Below are 24,664 nucleotides of genomic sequence, written 5' to 3'. Positions count from 1 at the left end.
TCACACCCTACCCAGAACACGGAGAGCGGGCGAGGACTCAGACTGCCGGCGTTCGGCGCTCGCGTACTGTCCGGATGCCTGCGTTTTATCGGATGCCTGCGTTCTGTCGGATGCTTGCAACGGGGCCCCGTTGGTGCAGGTCAGCACAATGGTGGTGCGGTTGAACTATATGAATGCCCCGTTGGCGTCGTGGTGACCACCGTGTGGCGACCAGGGCGACGAGACGCCGTCCTGGTTTCTGCAACCTGGGGGAGCGGCTGGTTTGTGCCGGGCGCGCTAGTTGCCGGGCGGCAGCGCCGCGGCCGCCACTGCCGCTGCTGTGACATACAGGCCTGGAGAATCTACCCTGCAGGAGCCGCCGCCGAGCGTCAGCGCGTACACTAACTCCTGTCCGGCCACGGCTGTAATGAGCGGGCCGCCGCTGTCGCCCTGACACGTATTTAGTCTGGTGCCTGCAGATGGCAGCGCACACAGATAGGTGTCACCGCCCGCGGAATACGAACCCACGGCTTCCGCGTATTGGTCGCATTCAGCGCTGCTCACAGTCTGCTGCTCCGTTGACTTCACTTCGCAGGGCGGAGTGCCTCCGTCCGACAGGCTGCCCCATCCGACTGATATCCCACGCACGGGTTGTGCCGCGGTCAAGGCCACGGGCTGTGCCGAAGAAGCTGAAGCGAGACGCAGAAAGGCTATCTCCTGATGCGGCGGTGCAGGTACACGTATGGATGTGACCCGCAGCCGCTCCCCTGGTATCTGCGATCCTTTACACAGGTTGCCGGCACCGATAACTGCATCAATAATGGAGGCGTCTTTTCCCTCTACGCAGTGGCTGACAGTCGCTATGAGATCGGCCTCAATAAGGACTGCGCCGCAGAAGTGTCCACTGTAGTAATCATCCGCCGGCGAAGAATGGTTGATCAGCACCACTCTTGCTGCTGCTTCTGCCACCGGTGAGGCAGCCGGTGCAGCAGACTTGACTGCCAGTGCCTCAGCGCCACCCCCGGGCTGCGAGCAGGAAACAGCAACAAATAGCACGGCCAAAAGCCAGTACCATCCGCGGAAAAAGGGATTACGGATGATACTGGCTTTCCTAAGTGCACGATTCATCGGCAAGGCTCAGCGACATGTTGGTTTCCACAAAAAAACTGTCTCCGCCATGTTTGTAATCAATGCGCAGGGCTCTTGAAGTACCTGACGCATTGTCACCGTTGTCCAGGGCTACGATGACATTGACAGAATCCCCGGCGTCGATTTCATAAGCTTCAACTCCCTTCGCACTCTTCCACGCGGTCCTGGCTTCAGGCTCTTCGGGTTCGGTTGATCCGGTTCCGAGCACATACGGGGAGAGTCCCGCTATCGGCATGATGTGCGCAGACCGAATCTCAAGGCTTTCAGCTTCAACGAGGGTCACCTTTGTGATGATCAAAGCGCTCTCGCCCTCGTTCTGAACCACGTTCCCATATGCTGCCAAACCATGCTCTGGCTGCACGGCGCAGATTGAGCTGGAATCTGCGCCGACCATTAATGGGCCGTCACCACTGGCGGTAGCTGTGCAGCCGGTCAGCAGCGCAGCTACCACCAGTGGTGCTGGCCAGTGAATAGGAGTCGCATATTTCGACATGGATTCCTACTTCACCGTCAGAAAGACTGGGTTATTACCGGGGTATCCGTGGCTGCCGCATAGGTTGCGCGTGTTCTGGAAGTCGAAGATTGCCATCGCACTGTTCGAATAGCCAGTCTGCGAGGAAAGGTCGACCCCAATGGTGCCCTTGATGGCGGCTCCATTTGACCATGTGATGGCCTTGTTGGTTGTTTGCTTGAACACTGATCCCGCCATGTGTGGAATGCAGTATCCGGTGCCGGGCTTATAGCCGGCCTCCACAATCTGAGAACCGCCGGCCCAGGAGACGGGCCTGACCTGGTACATAGTGGAAACTATGTGTCCAAGTCCATCTACACACACAACGCTGTGCTTGTCATAGACAAACATGGTGCGCAGGCGCTTCGAGGTCCATCGGCCCTGGCGGGGAAAATCTATGGAACCCTCTGCAGACACGGATGAGGTGCCCCCAGCAGAATAGGTGCCGTACCCGCCGTTTGTCGAGACTCCGATGCCCATACTGCTGCTAACTCCGGCTGTGTAACTGAAGTCTGCCCAGACGCCCACATTATCCACGAAGATTTGCCCTACTGTGACCCAGATCGGAGAGTATGTGCCCGTTTTAACCGAGGCACAGGCGGCCTTGTCTCCGTATTGGACCGACTCGTCGATCGTTGCCGCGGTCCCCTTGTCACCCGTTGCAGAACTGCCGGCTTTTATGGGGGCCAACGTCACGTTGACCGTCTGCGTTTCGGTGCCGGTCGGCAGGACGGAACCTGATCCGTCTAAGCTGGCCCCGTCGAGAATCTGCTTCCCCGGGTCGGCAGGGGGAGATACTTCCGGTGCTCCCGGATCCCTGTAGGCGACTGCTGCTGAGGCGCCTTCCATCCGCCGGGAGAAATTGTAGGAGTACGCGTCGGCTCCGCTCTGGGCGCTCAGCATCAATTCAACCTGGCCGGTTTTTGATTTCAGTGGGGTCAGGAGGCCGGGATCTGCGATCCTCATGTCGAACTTTCCATCTGCGCGTGTAGTTGCCTTGGCTACTGCAACGAGCTTTGCTGATTCGTTGTTGGCCATTTTTGCCAGAAAGTCATTATTCGGCCAGGCGTACAATATGACGAGGTTGCCCTTCCCCACCGGTGCTCCCGAGGAATCTGTGAGAACCCCGGATGCCACCGGCTTGGAACTGATAGCGGCGGAGTCAATAATCTCCGGCAAAGCGTCGACACTATCTGCTGAATATGCGGGCGCACTGATAAAGGCCAGGCACAGCGACATTGCTGCAGCAAGGGTGAGTGTTTTCCTTGATTTTCGCATCTAATCTCCAATGCTGAATGAGGAGATGATGGAGATCGTTCATCAAAGAGAACGTACCCTGGCATGCCCTCCGACCCCCCCCGTGGGACTCGTATCCGAAGTAAACCATGGCAACGCCAAAAATGGACTGGAATTGTTTAGTTATTTTTGGGCATATCACCACCATCCGACAGGTATACGCGGGTATCACTGCCTGAACCACGGGATACGCCCCCCGCACCGCTTTCGCCACGAGGGCGGCAACCGTGGTGCCCTGGAAACCATCCGGCTGGCCGGGGGGTTCCCCAACTCCAGCCTATGAGGAATATGCCCGGCCGGCGCCCAGAAACAAAGACGACTCCCGGAAGCTGACCCGCCGCTTATCGAAGGGCGGCTCGATGCAGTGGTTTAACTAGCATTATGGGCGCCTGTTCTTATGTACTCGGGCATCCTCGAAACTGATTACGCGGTAAAAGTTTCTGACTGTGAGTGTCGTCCGGGCTGTCGATTGGCCGAATCTATGGATGCGCAGAGGGAATGCCTGGTCTGCTCATAAGACCGTGCTGCTTCCGGGCCGGAATCGCCATCCGAGGAACAATGTTTTCCTGACGCAGGTCTGGCATATCCCTTCACCTATTCAGGTGCGCCCCGCTGGATCGGTGTCGAGTGCAGGTATGCGTACGGCCAACCCTGGGCGCGCGTCTTGTTGCGAACGTCTCCGAAAGGTGAGGGCCACCGGTCGAACTCCGAGCCACGGGTTCGCGCCCAGGAACCACAGGCGGGCCACGTCAGGGCCTTCTGAAGCTTCGATGAGCTTCCACGCCTCCATGGCACACTGAAGCCGCTCAGCGGCAGCAGCGTCCGGCTCGGGACCCTCGCCGGCCTCCCACCGGGCACTGATCGTCCGGTCCCGGGCGCCGGACAGGGCTGCAACGAGGGTAGGGCCCAGGGCGTTGTTCAGGCACCGCACGGTTTCCCGGATCATAGAGGGGTTCATCTGGCTCCTACAGTGCCGCTGTGAGTTCGGCTGTCAGGGTATCGCTCAGAACCCCGGCGTGGTTTGCCAGCAGGCGCGCGGCCGTTTCACTGACGGACTCGTTGCTGGCATCGGCTGCTTTCAGGACATGTGCGAGGGGCAGCGGTCTCTTCGGCGCCCAGGATGACGGAAGCCGGACCGCCGAACTCGTCCTCAAGCTCCAGGCTCAGGACGGTCCGGTTATCTTCCGAGTAAGGTCGCGTCGATGACGGCCCGGCAGCAATAGCTGTCAGGGTGAGGCCGGCGGGGGTGGTCAGGGTTCGGTGTTCAAGGATGGCGCGCATGGTATCTCCTGGGATCGACTGCTGGTGGCCGGCACCAGGGCGATGCCGGCCGATTTCAACGGGGGGCTTTAGCCCTGCTCGTAGCGTTCGGTGATGTCGACGCGGAGGGTGTGCTGCACGTCCGGGTCTGCGATGGCGATGAAGTCCTCCGCCCAGGATGCAAGGTCCTCGGGGTCGATCTCCGTGGAATCACCCAGGGACTCGTGATGGGTGTAGATGATCCGGCCGCCGGCAAATTCAACGGTATCGACGTCTCCGGGCAGGATCCCGAGGTGTTCGGCGATCACGGCCACGGCTTCATCATGGGCATCCACGTCGCTGTTCCCGTTGTCCCAGGTGGAAAGATCATCGACCCGGACCGTATCGGGGTGGCTCATGGCGATACGGATCAGCGTGCCGAAGCGGCTGATGCCGATCCCGCCCAGGCCTGCGATGCCGTGATCGGCCGGGGACAGGAACCGGGTATTGCCGGCCAGGGCTGCGATGTCCAGCGGGTTCGAAGGGGCAGAGGCTACGGGGAACAGTGTGTTGGTCATATCCCCTATGTGTGCGGCAAGCTTCCAATCCTTGTTCATTTTCTCAAATTTGCTGCCGCTCAGGTGACTGAGTCGCAATAGGTCAGGCCGATAATCAGTATGTCCAGATCTGCGTTCTGCCCGGCTTGTATCTTCCGGATGGCTTTCTGGATGTCCTCGAGAGAGCTGAAGGTTCCGGCCTGGTGGTTGCGGTTGGAAACTGCTTCGTAAAGCGACTCCAACGCATCGGCCTGAGTGAACGAGCCATTCTCCTGGAAGGTACCCATAGAGTCGACCACTGCGTCGCAGGCCACGCCGACTCCCTCACTGTAAACATCATTTGCCGGGGCCCTGGCCGCGGCGTCACGAGCCTGCGCCGCCGCAACCGCGGACTTCAACTCCTCCAGCAACCGAATCTCATCAATCAACCGGGCACGCTCAGCAGCCTCCAGCACCTCCAGCTGGTCACGCGGAACGGTGTTCTCGACACGGGCCGCGCCAACACATAGACCCCCGGATGCTGATCCGGTGGATACGGTCGAACTTCTCGGGGTAGAGGCTAGTTCCCTGTGGCCATCACTGAGAGCTGGTGAGTAGTACATACGTTCTATTTTAGTGACGTAGGCCACCGTTAGACGGTGTGTGTCTACCGGTCGTATACCTGTTTCTTTTTTCTCAAGGTCGTCCCGACTGAGACCGGAGATGCTGGCGGAGGCCTGGAATGGCAAAGGTAACCTTGCCGTGCCCGGCGGATTCTATGAGTCCGGCCGCCAAGAGCCGGGAGCGGTAGTTTGCCACGAGATTTGTCTTGGCCCCGATACGGCGGCCAATGTCTCCGGCCAGGGACGGTCCGTCATCCTCTGCCATGGCCGCAAGGAAGTCCAGGTCCTTAGGGGAGGCGGCGGCAAGGGCGGCTTCGATGACCGTTCGCACATTGCGGCGGTTGGCTGCCGCAATGGCCCGGTCGACAGCCTCCGAGGTGAGGCTGCCCTGGTTGCCTTCGGCTTCGCGCCAGAGGAAATAACCAACGAGCTGAATCAGGAAGGGATACCCGCCGGTGGCTTCGGCTGCCTGGCGCACGAGACCGGGGGAGACTTTGATGGATGCGTGGGAGAAGGTGGCGGCGAAGGACTCTTCCACTTCACGGACCGCGGCTGCGTGAAGATCTATCTTGTCGGCACGGCGGAGGAACGTGGCCACACCTTCGTTAAGCAGATCGGACACGGCAGCCGGAAGCCCGGCAAAGACTAGACCTATGGGAAGCCGGTCCTGGATGAAGTGCTGGACGCTGGCGGCCAGCTGGGCAAGTTCGCCGCGGTCAGCGGCATGGATCTCATCCACCGTGATGATCAGCCCGGTGCCGTGGTCATCCAAGAGCTTCAGGAGTTCCTCACCCATTGTTCGCCACGCCACCTGGCGCTCCGGCGGAAGTTGGGTGGTGATGCTGAAGCCGGCGGCAGCGATTGCGGTGATTTTGCGATTCACCGGCCCGGAGCCCAGTTCCTCAGCGATGCCTCGCATGGATTCGCCGATCCGGCCCATGAAACCGGTGGTGGCAGTCTCGGAAATCACCGCCCAACCGTTTTCCCGGGCTACGTCGTGGGCGGCGCCGAGCATGACCGTCTTGCCGATTCCGCGGGCACCGGTGAAGATCGTCAACAGTCCCGGAGCTCCGGATCCCAGGCGGAGTCCGTACTCGAACTCATCGAGCACGCCTGCGCGGCCCAGGATTTGCGGGGGTGTTGCCCCCGCCGATGGGCGGAAGGGATTCTCCATCAGCGGGACTCCCTGTGAGTTTGTATGAGTCTTGTGAGTTTCCGTTTCCGGCATGCTGTGAGTTTATGTGAGTATGGTGAGTTTCGCCACCGGTGCCCGGGCCGGTTATTTTGACCTTCTTTGGCAACAAGGGTTGACGATGGCGGCGCGTCAGCTTATGTTGACGATATGGCCACACGGGACGAACTGATCAGTGACGGCACCTGCCGTGATCCTGCCGTGGGATTGCGCGCAGTGGCGGCCCTGCGGCGCCTCGTGGAACAGCTTGAGGATCTCCAGGTGGAGAATGCCCGGCGTCTGGGTTGGTCGTGGGCGGAAATTGCCGCCGTCGTCGGGGTATCAAAGCAGGCAGTGCACAAAAAGCATGCCGGGCGGCTTGGCCGCTCTAAGGACAGGGGAGGCAGCGATGTTTGAACGGTTTACCCAGGACGCACGCACAATTGTCATTGAAGCGCAGGAACAGGCAAGGAAGCTGGAGGCCCGCGAAATAACGGCGGACCATCTCCTGCTCGGCATCTTGGCCGGCGGCGACAATCCCGCCGCCCGGGTCCTGCACCAGCTCGGCATCGAGAGTGATGCCGTGGCACAGCGCACCCAAGGACTCGGTGCCGCTGACGCGCAGGCATTGGAGGCCATCGGCGTCGACCTGTACGCGGTCCGAAAACGCGTGGAAGCCAGCTTCGGGGCCGGAGCTCTGGACCGGCCGCAGCGCCGGCGCTTCCGGTTCCCGGGCCGCAGCAGTGCCGGCCATATCCCTTTCACCGCGTCAGCCAAGGGAGCCTTGGAACATTCACTGCGCCAAGCGATCGCGTTGAACGATAAGGCGATTACCGTTGAGCACATCCTGCTGGGGCTGATTGCCGAGGACTCCGGGCTGGCGGCGCGAACGATCGCTTCACTGGGAGTAGACCCGGCACAGGTGCGGGCAGCCGTGCTCCGGGAACGGGGAAAGGCCGCCTAGTAACACTTGCGGATACAAGCAGTGGACTCAGGCAGGGGAGTGCCGGCCGTTCATTCTGCCGCCCGGCGTAACAGCAACTCCCGTTCCCGGGCATTCCCCGCCAACGCTGCGGAGGCCGCAAACTCGGCGCGGGCTTCATCCGGGCGCCCGAGCCGGACCAGCAGCTCGCCGCGCACACTGGGCAGCAAATGGGAGCCCCGCAGTGCTCCCTGCGAGACGAGGCGGTCCACAATCGCCAGGGCGGTTGCCGGACCGGTCGCCATCGAGACCGCCACCGCCCGGTTCAATTCCACCACCGGGCTGGGCGCCAGCCGGCCGAGAGCCTCATACAGCAGCACAACCTGCTCCCAATCCGTGTCATCAATCCTCACCGCATCACAGTGGCACTGGGCGATGGCTGCCTGCAGCGCATAGTTTCCCCGTCCATGACCAAGCGCATCCGCGCATGCCAGCGCTTCGCGTCCGCGTTCAATCTGGCCGCGGTTCCAGCGGCTCCGATCCTGATCCGCCAGCAGGATCGGCGTACCGTCACCCCGGGTCCGGGCAGCAAACCGGGAGGCCTGGAACTCCATCAGTGCAACGAGCGCGTGCGCCTCCGGCTCCCGCGGCACCAGCCGCGCCAGGACACGACCCAGCCGCAGCGCTTCGCCCGCCAGGTCTCGCCGTATCCATTGGTTGCCGGATGTTGCCGAGTACCCTTCGGTGAACATCAGGTAGATCACCCGGAGCACGCCGGCCAGCCTCGGCCCCCACTCGCGGGGCTCGGGAACCTCAAACGGAACTTTGGCGGCCGCCAAGGTCCTTTTGGCCCGAACAATGCGCTGCTGCACCGTCGCCACGGGGAGAACGAAAAGCCTGGCAATGTCCGCAGTGGACAACCCGCCCACCACACGAAGCGTCAAGGCAATCTGCGCCTCACGGGGGAGGACTGGATGGCAGGCGGAAAAGACCAGCCGGAGGACGTCGTCGGGGACCGGATCCCAGTCCACGACGACGTCGTCCTTTACTTCCTGCGCCAGCTGGCGGTACCGCGCGTCCAACCGTTCGGCCCGCCGCCAGCTGTCGATAGCCCTGCGTTTGGCCACCGCTGTGAGCCAGGCAGCCGGATTCCGGGGCACGCCTGTTGCGGGCCACTGCTCGAGCGCATCCGCAACGGCTTCCTGTGCCATGTCTTCGGCAAAGGCGATGTCGCCGGTGACCCGTGCCAGGGCACCGACAATCCGGGGGCTTTCGATGCGCCACAGCGCCTCGATACGGCGGGGGACCGCCGCCCTCAGGACCTCGTCCTGAACCACGGAGGATCTCGGTTCGGCGGCTACGCGTTCTCCGCGCGCAGTTTCGCCTCTTCTTCGCGCCATCCTTCTTCCTTTTGGATGTACTCGTTATCGGCGAACGCGGCGAAATCTTCAGCCTCAGTTACCCGGCGAACCTCCAGCTTGGAGCCGGCACCCAGCGGGCATCGCCTCGCCCATTCGGCCGCTTCGTCTTTGGAGGACACCTGCAGGATCCAGAACCCGTTGAACAGCTCGTGGGTTTCACCGTAGGGGCCGTCGGTAACCAGCGGGGGATCCTCCGAGAAATCGACGACGCACGAGTTGTCCGGATCCTGTGCCACGTCGGCCAGGCCTTCTCCGGCGAGCAGGACCCCGGCGTTGATCATCGATTCGTTGTAGGCACCCATCCGGTTGATGACCTCTTCGAAGGGCAGATCCTTATAGGCTTCCTGTGCTGCGTCAATGGAACGCATGATGAGCATGTATTTCACGGCTGACTCCTTCTTCATCATGAAGCCGCGGTGTGCGCCTTCTACTATGCCGTCGAACGGCACCCCGGGATATCGACGCCGGAAGAAAAGTTTCCGGAGCTTGGTACAGCGTTTGCCGTCGACTGCTGCACGGGGCTGAGTTCCAGCTGCGAAGGTACCGGCTCAGGCGGTGCGGGGGAGCTCCTTCTCAGCGTTACTTTACATAATGTAGATTATCGGCGTTATATCAGAGTGGTCCGAGAGGGGCTGCAGACCAGTTTCCTGCATTGCTGAAAACGCACTACCTGCCCCCGCAGTCGGGACCTTCAGCTACGCCCCAGGCTCATCCTCGGCGTCGGCAACGGCCCTGAGCTCTCCAGTTCCTGCTCCGGATCTGCACATACGGGTCACTTCCTACAGGACTGCTGCACCGCCCACCCGCACACCCGCATGAGTTGACATAACGTGCCCCGACGAACTGGCCGGCGGTCCGGCGCCCTGGATTCTTGTTGACATAACGCCTCGAGCGGCAGCGAGCCGCGGAAGCGCGCCCGCCGCAGCTTGTCATAACACTGAAGACCCGCCAGGACTGCCAGGTGCCGGATGACATAACTACGGCAAGGATCCCAGTGCCGATCCCCTGCCGCCCCGCTGCCGTCCCCTGCTGTTTCCGTTGACGACCGGGGGAAACCCCGGAGCGAACGACGAAACCTTCGCATGCAGCACAGCGGTGACTGAGCAAAAAAATAGGGTACAGGTCACTTCCCCCGGGGCGCTGTAGGGCCTATCATGGCCGTTTTCATTCCCAGTTGGTGAAATCAACCCTCATCGCTATATGATCTACGCCTAACCCCCCCAAATTTCAGGAGAAAAGCACAACAAATGGCTACTGATTACGATGCTCCGCGCGTCAAGGAAGAAGACCGTCCAAGCGACTCCCTTGAAGGGCTGAAAGCACAGCAGCGCGGCGGCGCCATGACGGCCGTTCGCGACGTCGCTGACGAAACGGATGCCATCGACGGTTTCGAACTTCCCGGTGCGGATTTGTCCGGCGAAGAACTGCTCATCAAGGTTGTCCCGGCACAGGCTGACGAGTTCACCTGCATGTCCTGCTTCCTGGTACGCCACCGCTCACAGATCGCCAAGGAAAAGAACGGCGACAAGTACTGCGTGGACTGCGAAGGCTAACTCTTCCGCATCTGGCCCGGTTTGGAAGTCTACGGCGTTGCCGTGGCATCCAAACCGGGTATTTTTTTGCCCGCCGCGGTCCGTGTTCACTCCACGGTTTGGACCACTTCGTTCCGGCGTAGGAACCACGGCCTGTACGGCGGGTCAAACAGGGCGAAGCGCGGCAGCCCCAGCGGAGTCAAACCCGCGGCACTGACCGCCTCCCCCAGTGCCGCGGCGTGGTCCAGATAGTTGCGTGACGTCCATCGGCCCGAAAACGAGGCTGCCGCTCCCCGGCTTTCCGGCATGGCGACAATGGTCACGGCGGGATCATCCGGGTCAGGGGCCGTATCAGTGGACAGAGTTTCCGGAAGCACAAAGGCCACGGTGTACGTCTCGTCCAGGGTCTGAGGATGCAATACCACCGGCGCGGTCATGGGAATCTTCACCGGCCTCGAATGAATCGCGGGGTCCTGCGACGGGTCCAAAGGGTTGGACCGATTCTTCCCGCTGATGTACCCGAACAGGTATCGGAACGCAGTGTTGCCCGCCGCTTCGATAGACGAATGGACTGTTACCTGTGCCACCAGATGGGCTGGGTAGTTCCGCAGCTCGAAGCCGGGGAGAACCGCCAGGACTTGATATGGCTGCTGTTCTGTCATGGTGGCCCGAGCTTACCGGGGCACTGCCGCCGTGAGAATGGTGGAAGCAACTAGGATGGGGCGGTGCCCACAGAAACTTCACTCATCCGCGATCTTGTCCTGCCCCTGCTGGAAACGGATCTGCCGCCGATCGTACAGTTGGGCCATCCGGCCCTTCGACAGCCCGCACTCCCCTACGACGGCCAGCTCGACGACGGTGAACTGGCTGCCTTCATTTCTCTGATGCGCCGCGTTATGCACGCTGCCCCCGGGGTGGGCCTTGCCGCCCCGCAGCTGGGCATCCCGCTGCAGGTGGCAGTGCTGGAAGACACCTTCGAGGATCCCGAGCTCACCGATCTGCGTGAACGTCTCCCCCTGGCCTTCTTCACGATTATCAATCCGGCCTACCAACCGGCCGGGCCCGAAACCGTTGAGTTTTACGAGGGCTGTCTGTCCTTCAACGGCTACCAGGGCGTTGTTCCGCGGTTCCGGTCCGTTTCCCTGCAATACACCGATACCGGCGGGGCTTCCGTGGAACGGACCTTCCAGGGCTGGCAGGCACGGATTGTTCAGCATGAAACGGACCATCTGGGCGGCACGGTGTATGTCGACAAGGTCCTGACCCGCTCATTGTGCAGCAACGCGGAATACCTGCGCCGCTGGGCCTCGCCCTCCATCGACGAGGCCCGGCGCGGGTTGGGTTTCTAGGCGCATCTAGAGCCCGACGGCGTCCCCCGGCTCCTCCCCCGGCTTCCCCGGCTCCTCCGGGTTCTCCGGCGTCGGCAGCCACTGTGCCCACCAGCGCAGGATGTGCTCAAAACGCTGCCTCCGGTGCCAGGGAGTTCCTGCACGGGAGAGCTCGTGGTTCTCGCCCGGAAACAGCAACAGTTCCGTGGTAACCCCGTGCTGCTTCAATGCCGTGTAATAACGCTGTGCCTGCTCCACCGGACAGCGCAAATCCTCTTCTGAATGGATGACCAGGGTGGGCGTCCGGACGTCTCCCACCCGGGCCATCGGGCTCTGCGCCAGGACTTTGGCAGGGTCCCCACCGGTGTAGGCGGCACTGAAGAACCATCCAATATCGGCAGAGCCGATGAAGGACAGCGGATCCAGGAACCCGCGTTCCACAATGGCGGCGGTGAACCTGTGGTCATTGGCGATGGTCCATGCGCTGAGGTATCCGCCGTAGGACCCGCCCATCACTCCCAACCGTTCACTGTCCAGTTCCGGATGGTCCCGGAGCACCCCTTCCAGGAAGGACAGGACGTCATCCAAGTCCACGGTTCCCATGGCTTCCTTGATCACCCGGCCGTGTTCCTGCCCGTACCCGGCCGATCCGCGCGGGTTGCACTGGACCACCGCGTAACCGGCGGCTGCGTAGGCCTGCGCTTCGTCGAAGTAGGCACAGTCAAACTGGGCGAATGGTCCGCCGTGGATGTTCAGCAGCACCGGATGCGGGCCGGGGCCTTCGGGCAGGGCCACCCAGCCGTGTACCGGGTAACCGTCCCGGGACGGATGCGTCTGCTCCGCCAGAGGCGCCAGCCGTGTTTGCGAACGCAGTGGTGCGGAGAAATCCGTCAGTGTCCGGAGCCCTCCCGTGTCCAACACGGCCGCGTCTCCCATGGTCCGCGCATCGGCATAGCTGACGACGACGGCGCCTGCAGCTGCCGCTGCGCCCTGGATTACGCGGGGACCGGCAACAAGCACCTCCTGTTTGCCTTGGGCATCAACCCGCAGCAGCTCCACGCTGCCCCGGGTTCGGTTGAAAACCAGAACCGCTGAACCCCCGGCGGGAACGATGCCGCCCTCCGCCAGGTCGATGCCCTCCGGCTCGGTGAGCCGGCGGGCAGGTGCCGAACCGTCCGACGGCATGACGTACAGCGAGGTGTTGCGGGCCACGAAATCAGTGCCGGACGCGGAAAGCTCCGAGGCCAGGAAGAACAGCCATTCACCGTCGTCGCTCGGTGTCGGGGACGTGGCACCCAGAGAGGCCGCACCGTCCGGATTGGTGAGACGTTCCGGCACTCCGCCGGACAGTTCGAGGGAGTAAACGTCGGATACCAGGTCCTCATCAGCGGTGTCATGAAGCGACGAGGTAAACAGAATGCGCTTGCCGTCGGCCGAAAAAACAGGTGCGGAAGCATCGGCTTCGGCGTCCGTGAGCTGCCGGGCAGCAGGGAACCGGCCGGCAGCGGCATTCTCGCCGAGGGATTCCTTCACCCGCCCCGCAGGCTCAATCCACGGCTCGGCATCCAGTGCCGGCACGTCGAGCAGGAACGCCTGCATCCGTTTGTCCGCTGTGTAGCCGGCGCCGTTTGCCCGGTATTTGAAGCTGCTGATCAGGCGCGGATCCTCCGCGCCTGCGGCGACGCCGTCGACCGTTCCGTACCTGCCGTGAACGGGAACCCTTGAGGTGAACACCATCTGGGCGGAATTCGGGGAAAAGCGGAACCAGGTCACGCCCATTTTGGCCTCGGTAAGCTGCACAGGCTCACCTCCCGCCGCCGGAACCGCGAAGACCTGCGGCTTGCTCCCGGGGGCCGAACGCAGGAAAGCGAGCATATTCCCGTCGGGTGAAAACTGCGGCTGGGTGTCGGAAAAACCTCTGGTCAGGCGCCGCGGCGTGCCCCCGTCACCCAGAGGCACAGACCAGAGTTGGCCCACGTAGGCGTCGGCCGCGAAATCGGGTCTGGTGGCAGACACCACGGCGTGCGTGCCGTCCGGATGAATGGTAGGAGCAGAGACGGAGGTCAGGAGATCCAGATCACATGGTTTCACGCGCTTGAGCCTACTACCGATGCCGGTCCCGGACGTGAGGTCAGCATGTCCCGGACCGCACCTAAGATAGAGGGATGCCTTCTGCAACGCCTTCCCTGCTGCTGTGCCCGGTCTGCCGCGGGCCGCTGTCTTCTGCGGAGACGGACCAGGAACACAGCCTCACCTGTCCCGGCGGGCACCGCTACGACGCCGCACGCCAGGGCTACTTCAACCTGCTGACAGGCAGCGGCACAAAATTCGCTGCCGATACAGCAGAAATGGTGCAGGCGCGGGTGGATTTCCTTGCAGCCGCCCACTACCGCCCCATGGCGCAGGAATTAGCCCGAATGGTTGCGGATGCGGTTCCGGCTGCACGGACAGTCCTCGATGCCGGCGCCGGCACAGGCTACTATCTCGGCACTGTAAGCCAGGCCCTTCCCGGCACAGCTGCAGTGGCACTGGACATCTCAAAGTTCGCCCTTCGCCGTGCAGCCCGGGCGCTGCCGGCGGCCACCTGCCTTGTCTGGGACGTGTGGCGCCCTCTTCCGCTCGGTGACGCGTCAGTGGATGCAGTCCTTAATGTGTTTGCACCGCGCAATGTCCCGGAGTTCCGCCGCGTCCTGGCCGGGAACGGGATCCTGGCGGTTGTCACGCCGCAGCCGGAGCATCTGCAGGAAATTCGCAGTTTGGCCGGGATGCTGGACATCGGCGACGAGAAGGAGACCCGGGTAGCGGCGGCGGTCAAGGACCACTTCCGGGCGGAGCAGACCCGGCACTGCACATACTCCATGGACCTCAGCGCGGCGGACATTCGCAATGTGGCGCTCATGGGGCCTTCGGCCCGGCACCTGGACCGGGACTTGCTCAGGAACAATTTGGCGGAACTCCCGGAATCCATCCCGGTGACTGCTTCCTTCTCACTGCAACTGTTCCGCGCCGCCTGACACCCCCGTGCTGCGGCACTATGATGGCTGACACGGAAAGCGGCACCCAAACGTTATACCCATCAAACGGTGTCCACCGGACTTAATCCGGCCGCATCAGGCACAATGGGCAACACCGCCCGTACACTCCAACCGCCGCTGTACCGCATCCGGCGGAGCCGAAGGGGACTGACATGCAGGACGTATACCAATGGATGCTCGACTACGGCTGGGCCGTTTGGCTGGTACTTTTCCTGGCCCTGGCCGCCATTGAAACGCTGACGCTGGACCTGTTCTTCGCCATGCTGTCCGTGGGCGCCCTCGCCGCCATGATGGCAGCCGTATTTGGTGCGCCCCTGTTCCTGCAGGTGGTGGTTTTCTGCATTGTGGCGCTGCTGATGATCGTCCTTGTCCGGCCCATAGCGCTGAAACATCTGGAACGCGGCCCCAAGGACCGGCGGTCCAACATCGACCGGCTCATCGGCGAGCCCGCTGTCACCCTTGAAACCGTGTCCGGGTCCGCAGGGACGGTCAAGATCGGCGGCGACATCTGGACAGCCCGCACTCCGGACGGTTCCAGCCTCACTGCCGGCGCACCGGCACTGGTGACCCGCATTGACGGAGCCACCGCCGTCGTCGTGGCTGCTCCCGGCGGTGCGCATGCCACCGACACCAGTTCCGACGGGGAATCAACAGAAGACCCCGGAGTCCAGCGCTAAGGCACAAGCAACTCAAGATTCCGGCGGCAGATGCCGCCGACAGAAAACCAGGCCTGCCCGTACGGGCAGGCCAAAACCTGAAGGGGGAATATGAGTTCCGGAGCAACCGGCCTCATCATCATTCTGGCTGTCCTGATAATTTTTGTCCTGGTCATCCTGGTGAAATCGGTCAAGATCATTCCGCAGGCACGCGCCGGCGTTGTTGAACGGCTGGGAAAGTACCAGCGGACGCTAAACCCGGGCCTAACCATCCTCATTCCGTTCGTGGACCGGCTGCTGCCGCTGCTGGACCTCCGCGAACAGGTCGTCTCCTTCCCGCCGCAGCAGGTAATCACTGAAGACAGCCTGGTGGTGTCCATCGACACCGTCGTCTACTTCCAGGTCACCGATCCGCGCGCCGCCACCTACGAGATTGCCAACTACATCCACGCTGTCGAGCAGCTCACCACCACCACACTGCGCAACGTCGTCGGCGGCCTGAACCTGGAAGAGGCGCTGACCTCGCGTGACCGCATCAACGGCCAGCTGCGCGGCGTCCTCGACGAGGCAACCGGCCGCTGGGGCATCCGCGTTTCCCGTGTTGAGCTCAAGGCCATTGAACCGCCCCTGTCGATCCAGGACTCCATGGAAAAGCAGATGCGCGCCGAGCGTGAACGCCGTGCCACCATTCTGACGGCCGAAGGTACCAAGCAGGCACAGATCCTGAACGCGGAAGGCCGCCGGCAGGCAGCCATCCTTGCCGCCGAAGGTGATGCCAAGGCGGATATCCTCCGGGCCGACGGCGAATCACAGGCTATCGCCAAGGTTTTCGAGGCCATCCATAAGGGGAATCCGGACCAGAAGCTCCTGGCCTACCAGTACCTGCAGACTCTGCCGAAGCTGGCTGAGGGAACCTCCAATAAGCTGTGGATCATTCCCAGCGAGCTGGGTGAAGCGCTCAAGGGCGTGGGCAGTGCTCTGGGTAATTATGTACCGGACAGCTTTTCTGCCAACGGCTCGTCGAACGGGACGTCGAACGGCACCGGACACACTGCTCCCGCCGGTGACGGCACGGCAGCCGCCAAGACGGCTCCGGTCACTGCAGCCTCTCCGGCCTCTCCCACCCTTGCCGACTCCCCCGACGCCGCTCTCTAACCGGGCGGTTACGGCAAAGCGCCGGCGCCCGGTATAATTGGTTGTTTGCCGGGGTCTTCCCTTTGGCCCGCCCCTGGAGACACCCCGCGGACAACGTGACGGAACATTCCGCACGTCATCCGCGTTGACTCCAGTGGGCCGCCTTCGGGACGGCACATCGGTTCGAACGCTCCGAACGCGTCCAAGCCGGCGTGCGGCACAAACTTTTGACGGTACCGGGGCGGAACGGTACCAACAGCACTACAGATGGATCCTCCGGGATCCTTCGGACTGAAGAGGGAGAAAAGATGAGCGATCGCAGCCTGCGGGGTATGCGCCTTGGCGCGCAGAGCATGGAGACTGAATCCGGCGTAGAGCCGGCTCCCCGCCAGCGGGTGGAATACCGCTGCGAGGACGGCGAACGGGTATTCGTGACGTTCGCCGCCGAGGCCGACGTTCCCCCGGTGTGGGTATCCAAGACCGGTAAGGAAGCCCTCCTGGTAGACGGCGAGAAGCCGGACACCAGCAATGACAAGCCGGTGCGCACCCACTGGGACATGCTGCTGGAACGGCGCAGCATTGAGGAACTGGAAACGATTCTCCAGGATCGTCTGACCATCCTTCGGGAGCGGCGCGGAGAGCGCACTTCAGCCTCGAAGTAAGGTCACCGGCCCGCTGGTGCGGACCTAACAGAAGAGGGAGGGCGGTTGCCGTACGGCAACCGCCCTCCCTCTTCTGTTAACAGCCGGTCCTAGCCGCGGCGCGTCAGCTTCTTCCAGCGGGCGCCGAGTCCCCACTTCGTGACATTGGCGATGGCTTCGAAGACGATGTTGCCGCTCATCTTGGAAGCACCGAATTCACGCTCCACAAACGTAATCGGAACTTCCTGGATCCGAAGTCCCAGCCGGGCGACACGGAAAGTCATGTCCACCTGGAAGCCGTAGCCCACGGACTCCACGGCACTGAGGTCCAGCTTTTCCAGCGTGGTGCGTCGGAACGCCCGGAAACCTGCCGTGATGTCACGGACTCCGATTCCCAGCATGAGGCGCGAATAAGTGCTTCCTCCCCGGGACAGGATCTTGCGGTGCAGGGGCCAGTTGACGACGGAGCCGCCCGGCACCCAGCGTGAACCGATCACCAGGTCAGCGCCGCTTTCCGCGGCAGCCAGCAGCAACGGCAGCTGCTCGGGCTTGTGCGATCCGTCGGCGTCCATTTCAACGAGGATGTCGTAGTCCCGCTCCAGACCCCACCGGAAGCCGGCGATGTACGCGGCGCCGAGCCCCTCTTTGCCCTTCCGGTGCAGAACGTGCACCTGGGGGTCCTTGGCGGCAATCTCATCCGCATAGGCGCCGGTGCCGTCGGGGCTGTTATCGTCCGCGATCAGCACATCCGAATCCGGCACCGCCAGCCGCAGCCGCTGAAGCGTCTTGGGAAGCGATTCGATTTCGTTGTAGGTCGGGATGATGGTCAGGACGCGCACTCAGGTTGCCTTTCATTGGGGACAGGCCGCGAAGAACGCAGCCACTGGGGTTCTTACCCCGACAAGACTTCCCAGTATATGGGTCCCGCATGCCCCGCCCTTGCAAATACCGGTGCAGTGCCGGTCACATACCCTGCCCCGGTGCACGCAGAGGGGCAGCCTCATCCGCCTTCGGGCCAGAACCGGCCGAGGCCGGAACTGTTTTCTACTGACGGCTGAAACTGCCCCTGATGCGCACTCTGTACCTGCAGTGCTTAACACTTCGCACGCATTATTTTGCGCGCACGGCGGGTTCAGTTTCCCGAGGGCCCGCCGCGATTCCCCTAGCCTACGTGTTGACACGAATGTGTCAACAAGCCTCTGACTAGGGCTCTTACTTGTTAGTGCAGGTCACGCGGGCGAGCCGCCGAGTCGATTGCGGCAAGCAGATCCTAAAAACCTACTGACCGGTAGAGTTCTGTGCCGTTGTGCACGGTCAGCAGGCAGCGCGGCTGGTGAGCCGTATCCAGGGCCGGCAGCAGCGGGGTTCCCGCTCGGGGATCAGTGCTCCACGCCGCACCCTTGCCTTCAGGGGTCTGGACCATCAATTCTTCAACCTCCCACACGGCATAGGAGGCGGGGGCGCCCGGTGCCAGCTGCCCCAGCATGAAGTTCCCCGATCCTGCGGCACGCCATCCCGCCCGGGTGTGACCGATGAAGGCGGCACGTGAGGAAATGCGTTCCGCTGCATTGGAATGGAAAACTGCAGCCCGGACAGCAGACCAGGGATCCAGCGGCATAACCGGACCGTCGGAGCCCAGGGCAACCAGGACGCCGGCAGAGAGCAGGGACGCAAACCGGTTCATGGAGCTGCTGCGTTCCCCCAGCCGCTGCTCATAGAGTCCGCCGCTGCTGCCCCAGGCGGCATCGAAGCCCGGCTGCATGCTGGCAATGACCCCGTAGCGGACCATCTCGGCGATGGCGGCGTCGTCGGCCATCTCCACATGCTCCAACCGGTGGTGGGACGCGCGGATCTGCTCCTCCCCCACAGCGTCCGCGGCGATTCGGAGCCCGGCAAGGACCGTGTCCAGGCCGGCGTCTCCGATAACGTGAAAACCGCCCTGCAATCCTGCCCGGGTTGCCAGCTCCAAATGGCGTCCGGCCTGTTCGGCGGTCAGGTACAGGGTGCCGCTGGTCTCGGGTGCATCCGTGTAGGGAGTCCGAAGCGCTGCTGTCCGGGCGCCGATGGAGCCGTCCATGTTCAGGTCTCCGGCGAGGCCGCGCAGCCTGCCTTCGAAGGGTGCCGTGACCTCGGCCAACTCTGACTCGGACTGGACGAGCTGCCCCCAGTAAGGCAGCACCTCGGGCAGCGGGCCGGCACCGAGCGATCCGTCCAACCCCATCAACTGGCGCAGGTCTTCCACCGGAGAAATATGCGGGGCTGCCATCTCGGTGACGGCGATGATGCCGTGCGCGGCGGCATGCTTCAGCGCAGCCTGCTGGTAGCGGGAGCGCTGGGCGAGATCCAGGGAGCGGGACGCGGTCCGGGCCAGGGTGTGCGCTGCACGCACCACAAAGCCGTTGTCCCACCCGTCGTGAGCGGCCAGGTTCAGCGCGGCTGCGAGGGTTCCGGAAACCACGGCACAGTGCACATCCGTGCGTGCAAGGTACACGGGGCGGGACCCCGAAGCGGCATCAAGTTCTGCGGCGGTGGGGACTCTGCGTTCGGGCCAGGACGACTCGTCCCATCCGTAACCCACGATCAGCCCTTCAGTGCCGGCTGCCGCCTGGGCCACCAGGTCCAGGAGCTCGGTGAGCGAGGCTGCGTTCGTCAGGTCAAGCGATGAGAGCGCTGCACCGGTTTCGGTGATGTGCGCATGTGCGTCCACGAAACCCGGCGTGATGAGTGCGCCGCCCAGATCAACCACGTCCATGCGGCTGTCCTGCAGCGAGGCGGCGGCCTGCTCGGATCCAACCCAGGCGACGGTGTCTCCTTCCACCAGCATTGCTGTGGCAAACGGGTCCGCGGCGCTGTAGACGGATCCGTTGCGGTACAACGTCAGCTTCGGGCTGCTGGGGGCGGGATTGGCATTCAAGGACTTACCTGTTTTCTGTAGTGCTGGACTATTCTGCCTCACACCGGCAACGGACGCGGTTGAGGAGGGATGCCCGCCGGGGAAGCCGGCGGGCGGGAGGATCGGGTTTACTCGCTGACCGCCGAATAGGCGACCACGCCGCGGCGGATCAGCCCGATGGCGTCAATGCAGCGCCGGCGCAGGCCTGCGGGCAGGTCCGGCACCTTGGCCATTTGGTCGAGCAGGTCAATCACCTGTTTGGTCCACCGGACAAAGTCTCCGGCAGCAAGTTCGGTGCCGTTCAGGGCCAGCTGAAGGTGCTTTCCCTTGGCCCACTTGTACATGGGCCACACCAGGCCGAGGTCCGGCTCACCGGTTTGGGGCAGCCGTTCGGACTCTTCCAGGTCGGTCAGCTGGGACCACTGGCGAATGATGACATCCATGGCAACCTCGAGAGAAATGCTGGGCAGCTTCGGACGCAGCCCCCGCTCTTCCCGCTTTGCCTGGTACACGAGTGCGGTGGCCAGTGCTGCCAGCTCGGCCGCGTCGACGTCGTCAAAGGCCCCGTTTTGCAGCGACAGGGCTATCAGCAGGTCCTTTTCGCCGTAGATGCGGCGCAGCTTCTGTCCGTTCGGCGTCACCACCACGCGCCCGGTTTCGTCCGGAGCCACATATCCGTAGCGGCCCAGCACATCGCACACACGGTCAAAGGTCTTGGCGATGGTGTTGGTGCGGCCGCGGATCTGGCCCACCAAGTTGTCCGTTTCGCGGCGCAGTTTCCACCAGCGTTCGGCCCAGCGTGCGTGGTTCTCCCGGTCGCTGCAGCCGTGGCAGGGATGTGCCCGCATTTTCCGGCGCAGCTCGGTGATGGCCTGTTCCTGCCGGCTGGCGCCGCCAACGTGGAGGGCTCCGCCGCGCTTGGTGGAAGCCCGCGGCGGACGGTGCTCATGCAGGGCGTTGCGGACCGAGGATGCCAGGTCCCGGCGGTCCTTCGTCACCCGTGAGTTGAAGGATTTGGGAATTCGGATGTGTGACACCGTTTCCACGGCGCCTTCCAGTTCCTGCGCGGTGATTCTGCGGACCTGCTTGTCCTCGGTCAGGACTGTGGTTCGTGCCTCGCGGCCTGGTGAGGATTCCTGCGGCAGCACCACGGCGTAGCCGGAGTTCCGGCCGCCGGGAATCAGAATGACGTCGCCCGGCACCAGCCCGTCCAGGGATGCTGCCACGGCGGAGCGGCGGTCGCGGGCCCGTGTCTTTGAGGCCTGTGTCTCGAGGTCGGACAGTTCCCGGCGCAGGGCTGCGTACTCCGTGAAATCGCCCAGGTGGCAGGTCATGGCCTTTTCATATCCGGCCAGGGATTCCTCCCGGGAGCGGACCTGCTTGGCCAGTCCCACCACGGAGCGGTCGGCCTGGAACTGGGCGAAGGAGGATTCCAGGATTTCCCGGGACCGTTCCCGCCCGAACTGGGCCATCAAGTTGATACTCATGTTGTAGGTGGGGCGGAAGCTGGAGTTCAGCGGATAGGTCCGCCTGGAGGCCAGGCCGGCGACGGCGGCCGGATCGGTACCGGGCTGCCACAGCACCACGGCGTGGCCCTCGACGTCGATGCCGCGGCGGCCGGCACGTCCCGTGAGCTGGGTGTACTCCCCCGCCGTGATGTCCACGTGGGCTTCGCCGTTGAACTTGTCCAGCTTTTCCAAAACAACGGTGCGGGCCGGCATATTGATGCCGAGGGCGAGGGTTTCAGTGGCAAACACGGCCCGGACCAGCCCGGCGGTAAACAGCCGTTCCACCACCTCCTTGAAGGTGGGCAGCATGCCGGCGTGGTGGGCGGCAAATCCGCGGATCAGGCCTTCCCGCCAGGTCCAGAATCCCAGGACTTCCAAGTCGTCCTCGGGGATGTCCTGGCTGGCTTCGTCCACAATGCGTGCAATGGCGGTCCGTTCCGGCTCGCTGGTCAGCCAAAGGCCGGAATCGACGCACTGGCGCACTGCACCTTCGCAGCCGTTGCGGGAAAAGATGAAGGTGATGGCCGGAAGCAGTCCGCGTTTGTCCAGCTGGGAAATCACCGCGGGACGGGAAGCCTTCGGAATCCTGCTGATGGGCGGACCGGAGTGGCCGCGCCGGGAGGCGTCGCGGTGGCCGTTGCGTGAGGAACCGCGCGAGCCTCCCCAGTGTCCGCCGTGGCCGCGCTGGTTGATCCGGGATTCGGCGCGGGCTAGCTCCAGCAGTTCGGGGTTCACCCGGTACCGTTCCTGGACGCCGGCGGGCTGCTCGGGTTCCGCAGCCTCGTCGAAGGAGACATCGGCTTCGAAGAGGTCCATGATGTCCCGGCCCACCATGACGTGCTGCCACAGCGGAACGGGCCGGTGTTCGGAGACCACGACGTCGGTGTCCCCCCGGACAGTGTCCAGCCACGCGCCGAATTCCTCGGCGTTCGAGACCGTGGCGCTCAGCGACACCAGCTGCACGTCCGAACTTAGGTGGATGATGACCTCTTCCCACACCGCGCCGCGGAACCTGTCGGCCAGGTAGTGCACCTCATCCATCACCACGTAGCCCAGCTCATCCAGTGTGGACGAATTGGAGTACAGCATGTTGCGCAGGACCTCGGTGGTCATGACGACGACGTCGGCATCGGGATTGATGCTGGTGTCCCCGGTGAGCAGTCCCACGCGGTCGGATCCGTACGATGCGGACAGCTCGAGGTATTTCTGGTTGCTCAGGGCCTTGATCGGGGTGGTGTAAAACGCCTTCAGCCCGCGTTCAAGGGCCATGTAGACGGCGAACTCCCCCACCACGGTTTTTCCGGCGCCGGTCGGCGCGGCAACCAGGACACCGCGGCCGGATTCGACGGACCGGCAGGCCTCTGATTGGAAGGGATCAAGGTCAAAGCCAAGCTGCTGCTCGAAGACTGCCAAACGGGTCTTGGAGTGCTCGGAACGTTCTTTCGCGGCCAGGTACCGCTCCGACGGGGAAGTCATGTTTCCAGACTAGACTCTGCGCGGCCGCTGCGGCGCCATAGGGCTCCTGCTCCGCCTTGGGCTGAAATCGCTTGCCTGCTGTTCCCGGCTGAGCCGTGCTAGAGGTTTTCCAGCGGTGTTGCTGTGTCGACGGAGGCGCTGACGGCCGCCTCGCGGGCAGCGTTCCTTTTGGCACGGCGCTTGTCATTGATGAGGCAGATCCCAACGGCCAGCCCAAAGAGCAGCAGCAGCGGTGCAGCCATGTAGAACATGGTGAGGGCGTCGCCGCCCGGAGCCGCCATGGCAGCGAAGACGCAGATCAGGAAGATGGTGATCCGCCAGTACTTGACGATGAGCTTGCCGGGCAGGATGCCGGTCATGTTCAGGCCCACCAGCACCACGGGAATGAGGAATGCAATGCCAAACGCCAGCAGGAGCCGAAGCACGAAAGCCAGGTAAACACTGGCTGTGATCACGTTGGCGCTGCCCTCGGGGGTGAAGCCGGTGAGCACCTCGATGGCACTGGGCAGAAGGATCCAGGCCAGCGCCACGCCGCCTAGGAACAGGGGTACGGACGCAGCCATGAAGCCCAGCGCCATGCGGCGTTCCTTGGTCTTCAGTCCCGGCGTAATGAACGCCCACAGCTGGTAAAGCCATACCGGGCAGGACATCAGCAGTCCGAGGAAGACGGATACCTGGATCATCTGGTCGAAGGGTGTTGCCACCCCTTCGAAGTTGATCGTGGCAAACCGCCCGTCTTCGTTGCCTACGTCCAGGACCGGCCGGGTGAGCGCGTTGAACGCCGGCATGTACAGGAAGAAACCTGCCACTGTGCCCAAAACCACGGCGATGCCGGATTTGAACAGGCGGTTGCGGGCCTCACGCAGATGGTCCTTGAGGGCCATCCGCCCTTCCGGGTTGGCTTTGCGCCCTTTGGTCAGCGCCACGGCCGTTACAGGCTGGTGGGCGGGTTACCCGCAGGGCGCTGGTCGGTCGCCGGGTTGGCGGGCGTGCCGGGGGTGGCCGGCGGAACCGGGCTGGCAGGGGTGCCGGTGGCCGAAGGGTTGTTGACGATGCGGCCCTCCACCGGGTCCTCGGAAGTGGAGCCGGACTTGTTTTCATCCTGCATCTGACGGACTTCGGACTTGAAGATTCGCAGGGACTGCCCCACGCTGCGTGCCAGGCCGGGGAGCTTGGGCGCACCGAAGAGAAGGATGGCCAGAACGACCAGAATTGCAATGTGCCAGCCTTGAATGTTCATGCCGGTGTCCTTTCGTTTTGAGACAGTTTACGTCAGAGGTCTGGGAAGTCCCGCAGGGCGCGGGGCTGGCCGTTGGCGAGGCGACGGGCAACCCGGCGCTCCCGGCGCCCGGTCCTCCGCGACTCTTTTCCTTCTTCGTAGCGGGCCTTGGCATGGATGGGATCATCGAAGATGCCAAGTTCCTGCTCCGGCGTTCCCGCCACGGGCACCACCGCTGCGGGCACTGCAACCCCCAGTGCCGAGACGGCACCCTCCGCTTCACGCAGCGTGGCCATCAGTTTGCGGAAAATCCGCCAGCCAACCAGGGCGTAAAAGGCTGCAGCGGCGACGATCAGCGCCGCCCATATCAAAATCCAGGACCACCAAGGCATAGT

At 63.2% G+C, this 24,664-nt stretch carries 25 protein-coding genes; 8 read left to right on the top strand and 17 right to left on the bottom strand.

All coding sequences use genetic code 11. The features are described from left to right. Nucleotides 1-276: 276 nt before the first annotated feature. The 7 genes from CXR00_RS09595 to CXR00_RS09560 form a co-directional block, all read right to left on the bottom strand. Nucleotides 277-1,107, bottom strand: coding sequence for a trypsin-like serine protease (locus tag CXR00_RS09595; RefSeq protein WP_104054282.1), 831 nt, complete (start codon nt 1,105-1,107; stop codon nt 277-279). Continuing rightward, nucleotides 1,091-1,621, bottom strand: a complete 531-nt coding sequence (locus tag CXR00_RS09590; protein ID WP_146068474.1) for a hypothetical protein — start codon at nt 1,619-1,621, stop codon at nt 1,091-1,093. Before CXR00_RS09590 ends, CXR00_RS09595 begins: the two co-directional genes overlap by 17 nt. A 6-nt stretch (nt 1,622-1,627) precedes the next feature. Beyond that, on the bottom strand, nt 1,628-2,917 hold the full coding sequence (locus CXR00_RS09585; RefSeq protein ID WP_146068473.1) for a hypothetical protein: 1,290 nt from the start codon (nt 2,915-2,917) through the stop codon (nt 1,628-1,630). A 616-nt stretch (nt 2,918-3,533) separates the two neighbouring features. After that, nucleotides 3,534-3,893 carry a hypothetical protein gene (locus CXR00_RS09580; protein WP_104054279.1) on the bottom strand — a complete coding sequence of 120 codons (360 nt, stop codon included), beginning with the start codon at nt 3,891-3,893 and terminating at the stop codon, nt 3,534-3,536. Nucleotides 3,894-4,284: 391 nt separating this feature from the next. After that, entirely contained in the window at nt 4,285-4,752 is a 468-nt protein-coding gene (locus CXR00_RS09570) for a hypothetical protein (RefSeq protein WP_104054277.1), read from the bottom strand. 59 nt (nt 4,753-4,811) lie between these two features. Further along, a complete protein-coding gene (locus tag CXR00_RS09565) occupies nt 4,812-5,333 on the bottom strand; it encodes a hypothetical protein (RefSeq protein ID WP_146068472.1) in 522 nt (173 codons plus the stop codon). A 73-nt stretch (nt 5,334-5,406) separates the two neighbouring features. Then, a complete protein-coding gene (locus tag CXR00_RS09560) occupies nt 5,407-6,507 on the bottom strand; it encodes an ATP-binding protein (protein ID WP_104054275.1) in 1,101 nt (366 codons plus the stop codon). Nucleotides 6,508-6,675: 168 nt separating this feature from the next. Here CXR00_RS09560 and CXR00_RS09555 point away from each other — a divergent pair, with 168 nt between their 5' ends. Both CXR00_RS09555 and CXR00_RS09550 read left to right on the top strand, forming a co-directional pair. After that, nucleotides 6,676-6,921, top strand: a complete 246-nt coding sequence (locus tag CXR00_RS09555) for a hypothetical protein (protein ID WP_104054274.1) — start codon at nt 6,676-6,678, stop codon at nt 6,919-6,921. Continuing rightward, nucleotides 6,914-7,468, top strand: a complete 555-nt coding sequence (locus CXR00_RS09550) for a Clp protease N-terminal domain-containing protein (protein ID WP_104054273.1) — start codon at nt 6,914-6,916, stop codon at nt 7,466-7,468. Before CXR00_RS09555 ends, CXR00_RS09550 begins: the two co-directional genes overlap by 8 nt. 50 nt (nt 7,469-7,518) lie before the next feature. On the opposite strand, the gene CXR00_RS09545 is transcribed toward CXR00_RS09550, so the two are convergent. Both CXR00_RS09545 and CXR00_RS09540 read right to left on the bottom strand, forming a co-directional pair. Beyond that, nucleotides 7,519-8,826 (bottom strand): RNA polymerase sigma factor, encoded by a 1,308-nt coding sequence (locus CXR00_RS09545; protein WP_104054272.1) that lies wholly within the window; start codon nt 8,824-8,826, stop codon nt 7,519-7,521. Further along, nucleotides 8,784-9,233, bottom strand: a complete 450-nt coding sequence (locus CXR00_RS09540; protein ID WP_104054829.1) for a YciI family protein — start codon at nt 9,231-9,233, stop codon at nt 8,784-8,786. The genes CXR00_RS09545 and CXR00_RS09540 overlap by 43 nt, the downstream gene beginning before the upstream one ends. Nucleotides 9,234-10,094: 861 nt before the next feature. On the opposite strand from CXR00_RS09540, the gene CXR00_RS09535 reads away from it, so the two are divergent. Further along, nucleotides 10,095-10,400, top strand: a complete 306-nt coding sequence (locus tag CXR00_RS09535) for a DUF4193 domain-containing protein (RefSeq protein WP_104054271.1) — start codon at nt 10,095-10,097, stop codon at nt 10,398-10,400. Nucleotides 10,401-10,486: 86 nt separating this feature from the next. Here the strand turns inward: CXR00_RS09535 and CXR00_RS09530 are convergent, their stop codons facing one another. Then, nucleotides 10,487-11,041 carry a heme-binding protein gene (locus CXR00_RS09530; protein WP_104054270.1) on the bottom strand — a complete coding sequence of 185 codons (555 nt, stop codon included), beginning with the start codon at nt 11,039-11,041 and terminating at the stop codon, nt 10,487-10,489. A 63-nt stretch (nt 11,042-11,104) separates the two neighbouring features. Between CXR00_RS09530 and CXR00_RS09525 the strand changes: the two genes are divergently transcribed. Next, entirely contained in the window at nt 11,105-11,728 is a 624-nt protein-coding gene (locus tag CXR00_RS09525; RefSeq protein WP_104054269.1) for a peptide deformylase, read from the top strand. Between the two features lie 6 nt (nt 11,729-11,734). On the opposite strand, the gene CXR00_RS09520 is transcribed toward CXR00_RS09525, so the two are convergent. Continuing rightward, nucleotides 11,735-13,798, bottom strand: coding sequence for a S9 family peptidase (locus tag CXR00_RS09520; RefSeq protein WP_104054268.1), 2,064 nt, complete (start codon nt 13,796-13,798; stop codon nt 11,735-11,737). A 74-nt stretch (nt 13,799-13,872) separates the two neighbouring features. Between CXR00_RS09520 and CXR00_RS09515 the strand changes: the two genes are divergently transcribed. The 4 genes from CXR00_RS09515 (at nt 13,873) to CXR00_RS09500 (ending at nt 17,194) form a co-directional block, all read left to right on the top strand. After that, a complete protein-coding gene (locus CXR00_RS09515; RefSeq protein ID WP_104054267.1) occupies nt 13,873-14,721 on the top strand; it encodes a putative RNA methyltransferase in 849 nt (282 codons plus the stop codon). A 173-nt stretch (nt 14,722-14,894) separates the two neighbouring features. Beyond that, nucleotides 14,895-15,419, top strand: coding sequence for an NfeD family protein (locus CXR00_RS09510; protein WP_104054266.1), 525 nt, complete (start codon nt 14,895-14,897; stop codon nt 15,417-15,419). Between the two features lie 90 nt (nt 15,420-15,509). Continuing rightward, complete coding sequence (locus tag CXR00_RS09505) at nt 15,510-16,553, top strand: SPFH domain-containing protein (RefSeq protein ID WP_104054265.1); 1,044 nt, start codon at nt 15,510-15,512, stop codon at nt 16,551-16,553. Nucleotides 16,554-16,840: 287 nt separating this feature from the next. Continuing rightward, nucleotides 16,841-17,194, top strand: coding sequence for an RNA polymerase-binding protein RbpA (locus CXR00_RS09500; protein WP_104054264.1), 354 nt, complete (start codon nt 16,841-16,843; stop codon nt 17,192-17,194). A gap of 89 nt (nt 17,195-17,283) precedes the next feature. Here the strand turns inward: CXR00_RS09500 and CXR00_RS09495 are convergent, their stop codons facing one another. From CXR00_RS09495 to CXR00_RS09470, 6 genes are all read right to left on the bottom strand, one after another. Next, entirely contained in the window at nt 17,284-18,012 is a 729-nt protein-coding gene (locus tag CXR00_RS09495; protein WP_104054263.1) for a polyprenol monophosphomannose synthase, read from the bottom strand. Nucleotides 18,013-18,443: 431 nt separating this feature from the next. Continuing rightward, nucleotides 18,444-20,087: an amidohydrolase gene (locus tag CXR00_RS09490; protein WP_258060353.1), complete on the bottom strand. Its 1,644-nt coding sequence runs from the start codon at nt 20,085-20,087 to the stop codon at nt 18,444-18,446. Between the two features lie 107 nt (nt 20,088-20,194). Then, a complete protein-coding gene (locus CXR00_RS09485) occupies nt 20,195-23,050 on the bottom strand; it encodes an RNA helicase (RefSeq protein WP_104054262.1) in 2,856 nt (951 codons plus the stop codon). Nucleotides 23,051-23,148: 98 nt separating this feature from the next. After that, on the bottom strand, nt 23,149-23,976 hold the full coding sequence (tatC, locus tag CXR00_RS09480; RefSeq protein WP_104054261.1) for a twin-arginine translocase subunit TatC: 828 nt from the start codon (nt 23,974-23,976) through the stop codon (nt 23,149-23,151). 5 nt (nt 23,977-23,981) lie between these two features. Next, nucleotides 23,982-24,290: a Sec-independent protein translocase subunit TatA gene (gene tatA / locus CXR00_RS09475; protein ID WP_104054260.1), complete on the bottom strand. Its 309-nt coding sequence runs from the start codon at nt 24,288-24,290 to the stop codon at nt 23,982-23,984. 32 nt (nt 24,291-24,322) lie between these two features. Next, nucleotides 24,323-24,661 (bottom strand): hypothetical protein, encoded by a 339-nt coding sequence (locus CXR00_RS09470; protein ID WP_104054259.1) that lies wholly within the window; start codon nt 24,659-24,661, stop codon nt 24,323-24,325. Between the last annotated feature and the right edge of the window lie 3 nt (nt 24,662-24,664).

This window comes from Arthrobacter sp. 9E16, assembly GCF_002929435.1.
GTDB classification, from domain to species: domain Bacteria; phylum Actinomycetota; class Actinomycetes; order Actinomycetales; family Micrococcaceae; genus Arthrobacter_B; species Arthrobacter_B sunyaminii.
The sequence above is the reverse complement of the archived record's forward strand: the minus strand, read 5'-3'. Positions and strand labels throughout refer to the sequence as shown.

Excerpts from the sequence above, each read along its gene's own strand:
- CXR00_RS09535 (WP_104054271.1), top strand. The coding sequence starts at position 10,095 with ATGGCTACTGATTACGATGCTCCGCGCGTCAAGGAAGAAGACCGTCCA.
- CXR00_RS09515 (WP_104054267.1), top strand. The coding sequence starts at position 13,873 with ATGCCTTCTGCAACGCCTTCCCTGCTGCTGTGCCCGGTCTGCCGCGGG.
- CXR00_RS09530 (WP_104054270.1), bottom strand. The coding sequence starts at position 11,041 with ATGACAGAACAGCAGCCATATCAAGTCCTGGCGGTTCTCCCCGGCTTC.
- CXR00_RS09485 (WP_104054262.1), bottom strand. The coding sequence starts at position 23,050 with ATGACTTCCCCGTCGGAGCGGTACCTGGCCGCGAAAGAACGTTCCGAG.
- CXR00_RS09565 (WP_146068472.1), bottom strand. The coding sequence starts at position 5,333 with ATGTACTACTCACCAGCTCTCAGTGATGGCCACAGGGAACTAGCCTCT.
- CXR00_RS09555 (WP_104054274.1), top strand. The coding sequence starts at position 6,676 with ATGGCCACACGGGACGAACTGATCAGTGACGGCACCTGCCGTGATCCT.
- CXR00_RS09560 (WP_104054275.1), bottom strand. The coding sequence starts at position 6,507 with ATGGAGAATCCCTTCCGCCCATCGGCGGGGGCAACACCCCCGCAAATC.
- CXR00_RS09580 (WP_104054279.1), bottom strand. The coding sequence starts at position 3,893 with ATGAACCCCTCTATGATCCGGGAAACCGTGCGGTGCCTGAACAACGCC.
- CXR00_RS09585 (WP_146068473.1), bottom strand. The coding sequence starts at position 2,917 with ATGCGAAAATCAAGGAAAACACTCACCCTTGCTGCAGCAATGTCGCTG.
- CXR00_RS09500 (WP_104054264.1), top strand. The coding sequence starts at position 16,841 with ATGAGCGATCGCAGCCTGCGGGGTATGCGCCTTGGCGCGCAGAGCATG.
- CXR00_RS09595 (WP_104054282.1), bottom strand. The coding sequence starts at position 1,107 with ATGAATCGTGCACTTAGGAAAGCCAGTATCATCCGTAATCCCTTTTTC.
- CXR00_RS09590 (WP_146068474.1), bottom strand. The coding sequence starts at position 1,621 with ATGTCGAAATATGCGACTCCTATTCACTGGCCAGCACCACTGGTGGTA.
- CXR00_RS09470 (WP_104054259.1), bottom strand. The coding sequence starts at position 24,661 with ATGCCTTGGTGGTCCTGGATTTTGATATGGGCGGCGCTGATCGTCGCC.
- CXR00_RS09505 (WP_104054265.1), top strand. The coding sequence starts at position 15,510 with ATGAGTTCCGGAGCAACCGGCCTCATCATCATTCTGGCTGTCCTGATA.
- CXR00_RS09510 (WP_104054266.1), top strand. The coding sequence starts at position 14,895 with ATGCAGGACGTATACCAATGGATGCTCGACTACGGCTGGGCCGTTTGG.
- tatA (WP_104054260.1), bottom strand. The coding sequence starts at position 24,290 with ATGAACATTCAAGGCTGGCACATTGCAATTCTGGTCGTTCTGGCCATC.
- CXR00_RS09550 (WP_104054273.1), top strand. The coding sequence starts at position 6,914 with ATGTTTGAACGGTTTACCCAGGACGCACGCACAATTGTCATTGAAGCG.
- CXR00_RS09545 (WP_104054272.1), bottom strand. The coding sequence starts at position 8,826 with ATGGCGCGAAGAAGAGGCGAAACTGCGCGCGGAGAACGCGTAGCCGCC.
- CXR00_RS09570 (WP_104054277.1), bottom strand. The coding sequence starts at position 4,752 with ATGACCAACACACTGTTCCCCGTAGCCTCTGCCCCTTCGAACCCGCTG.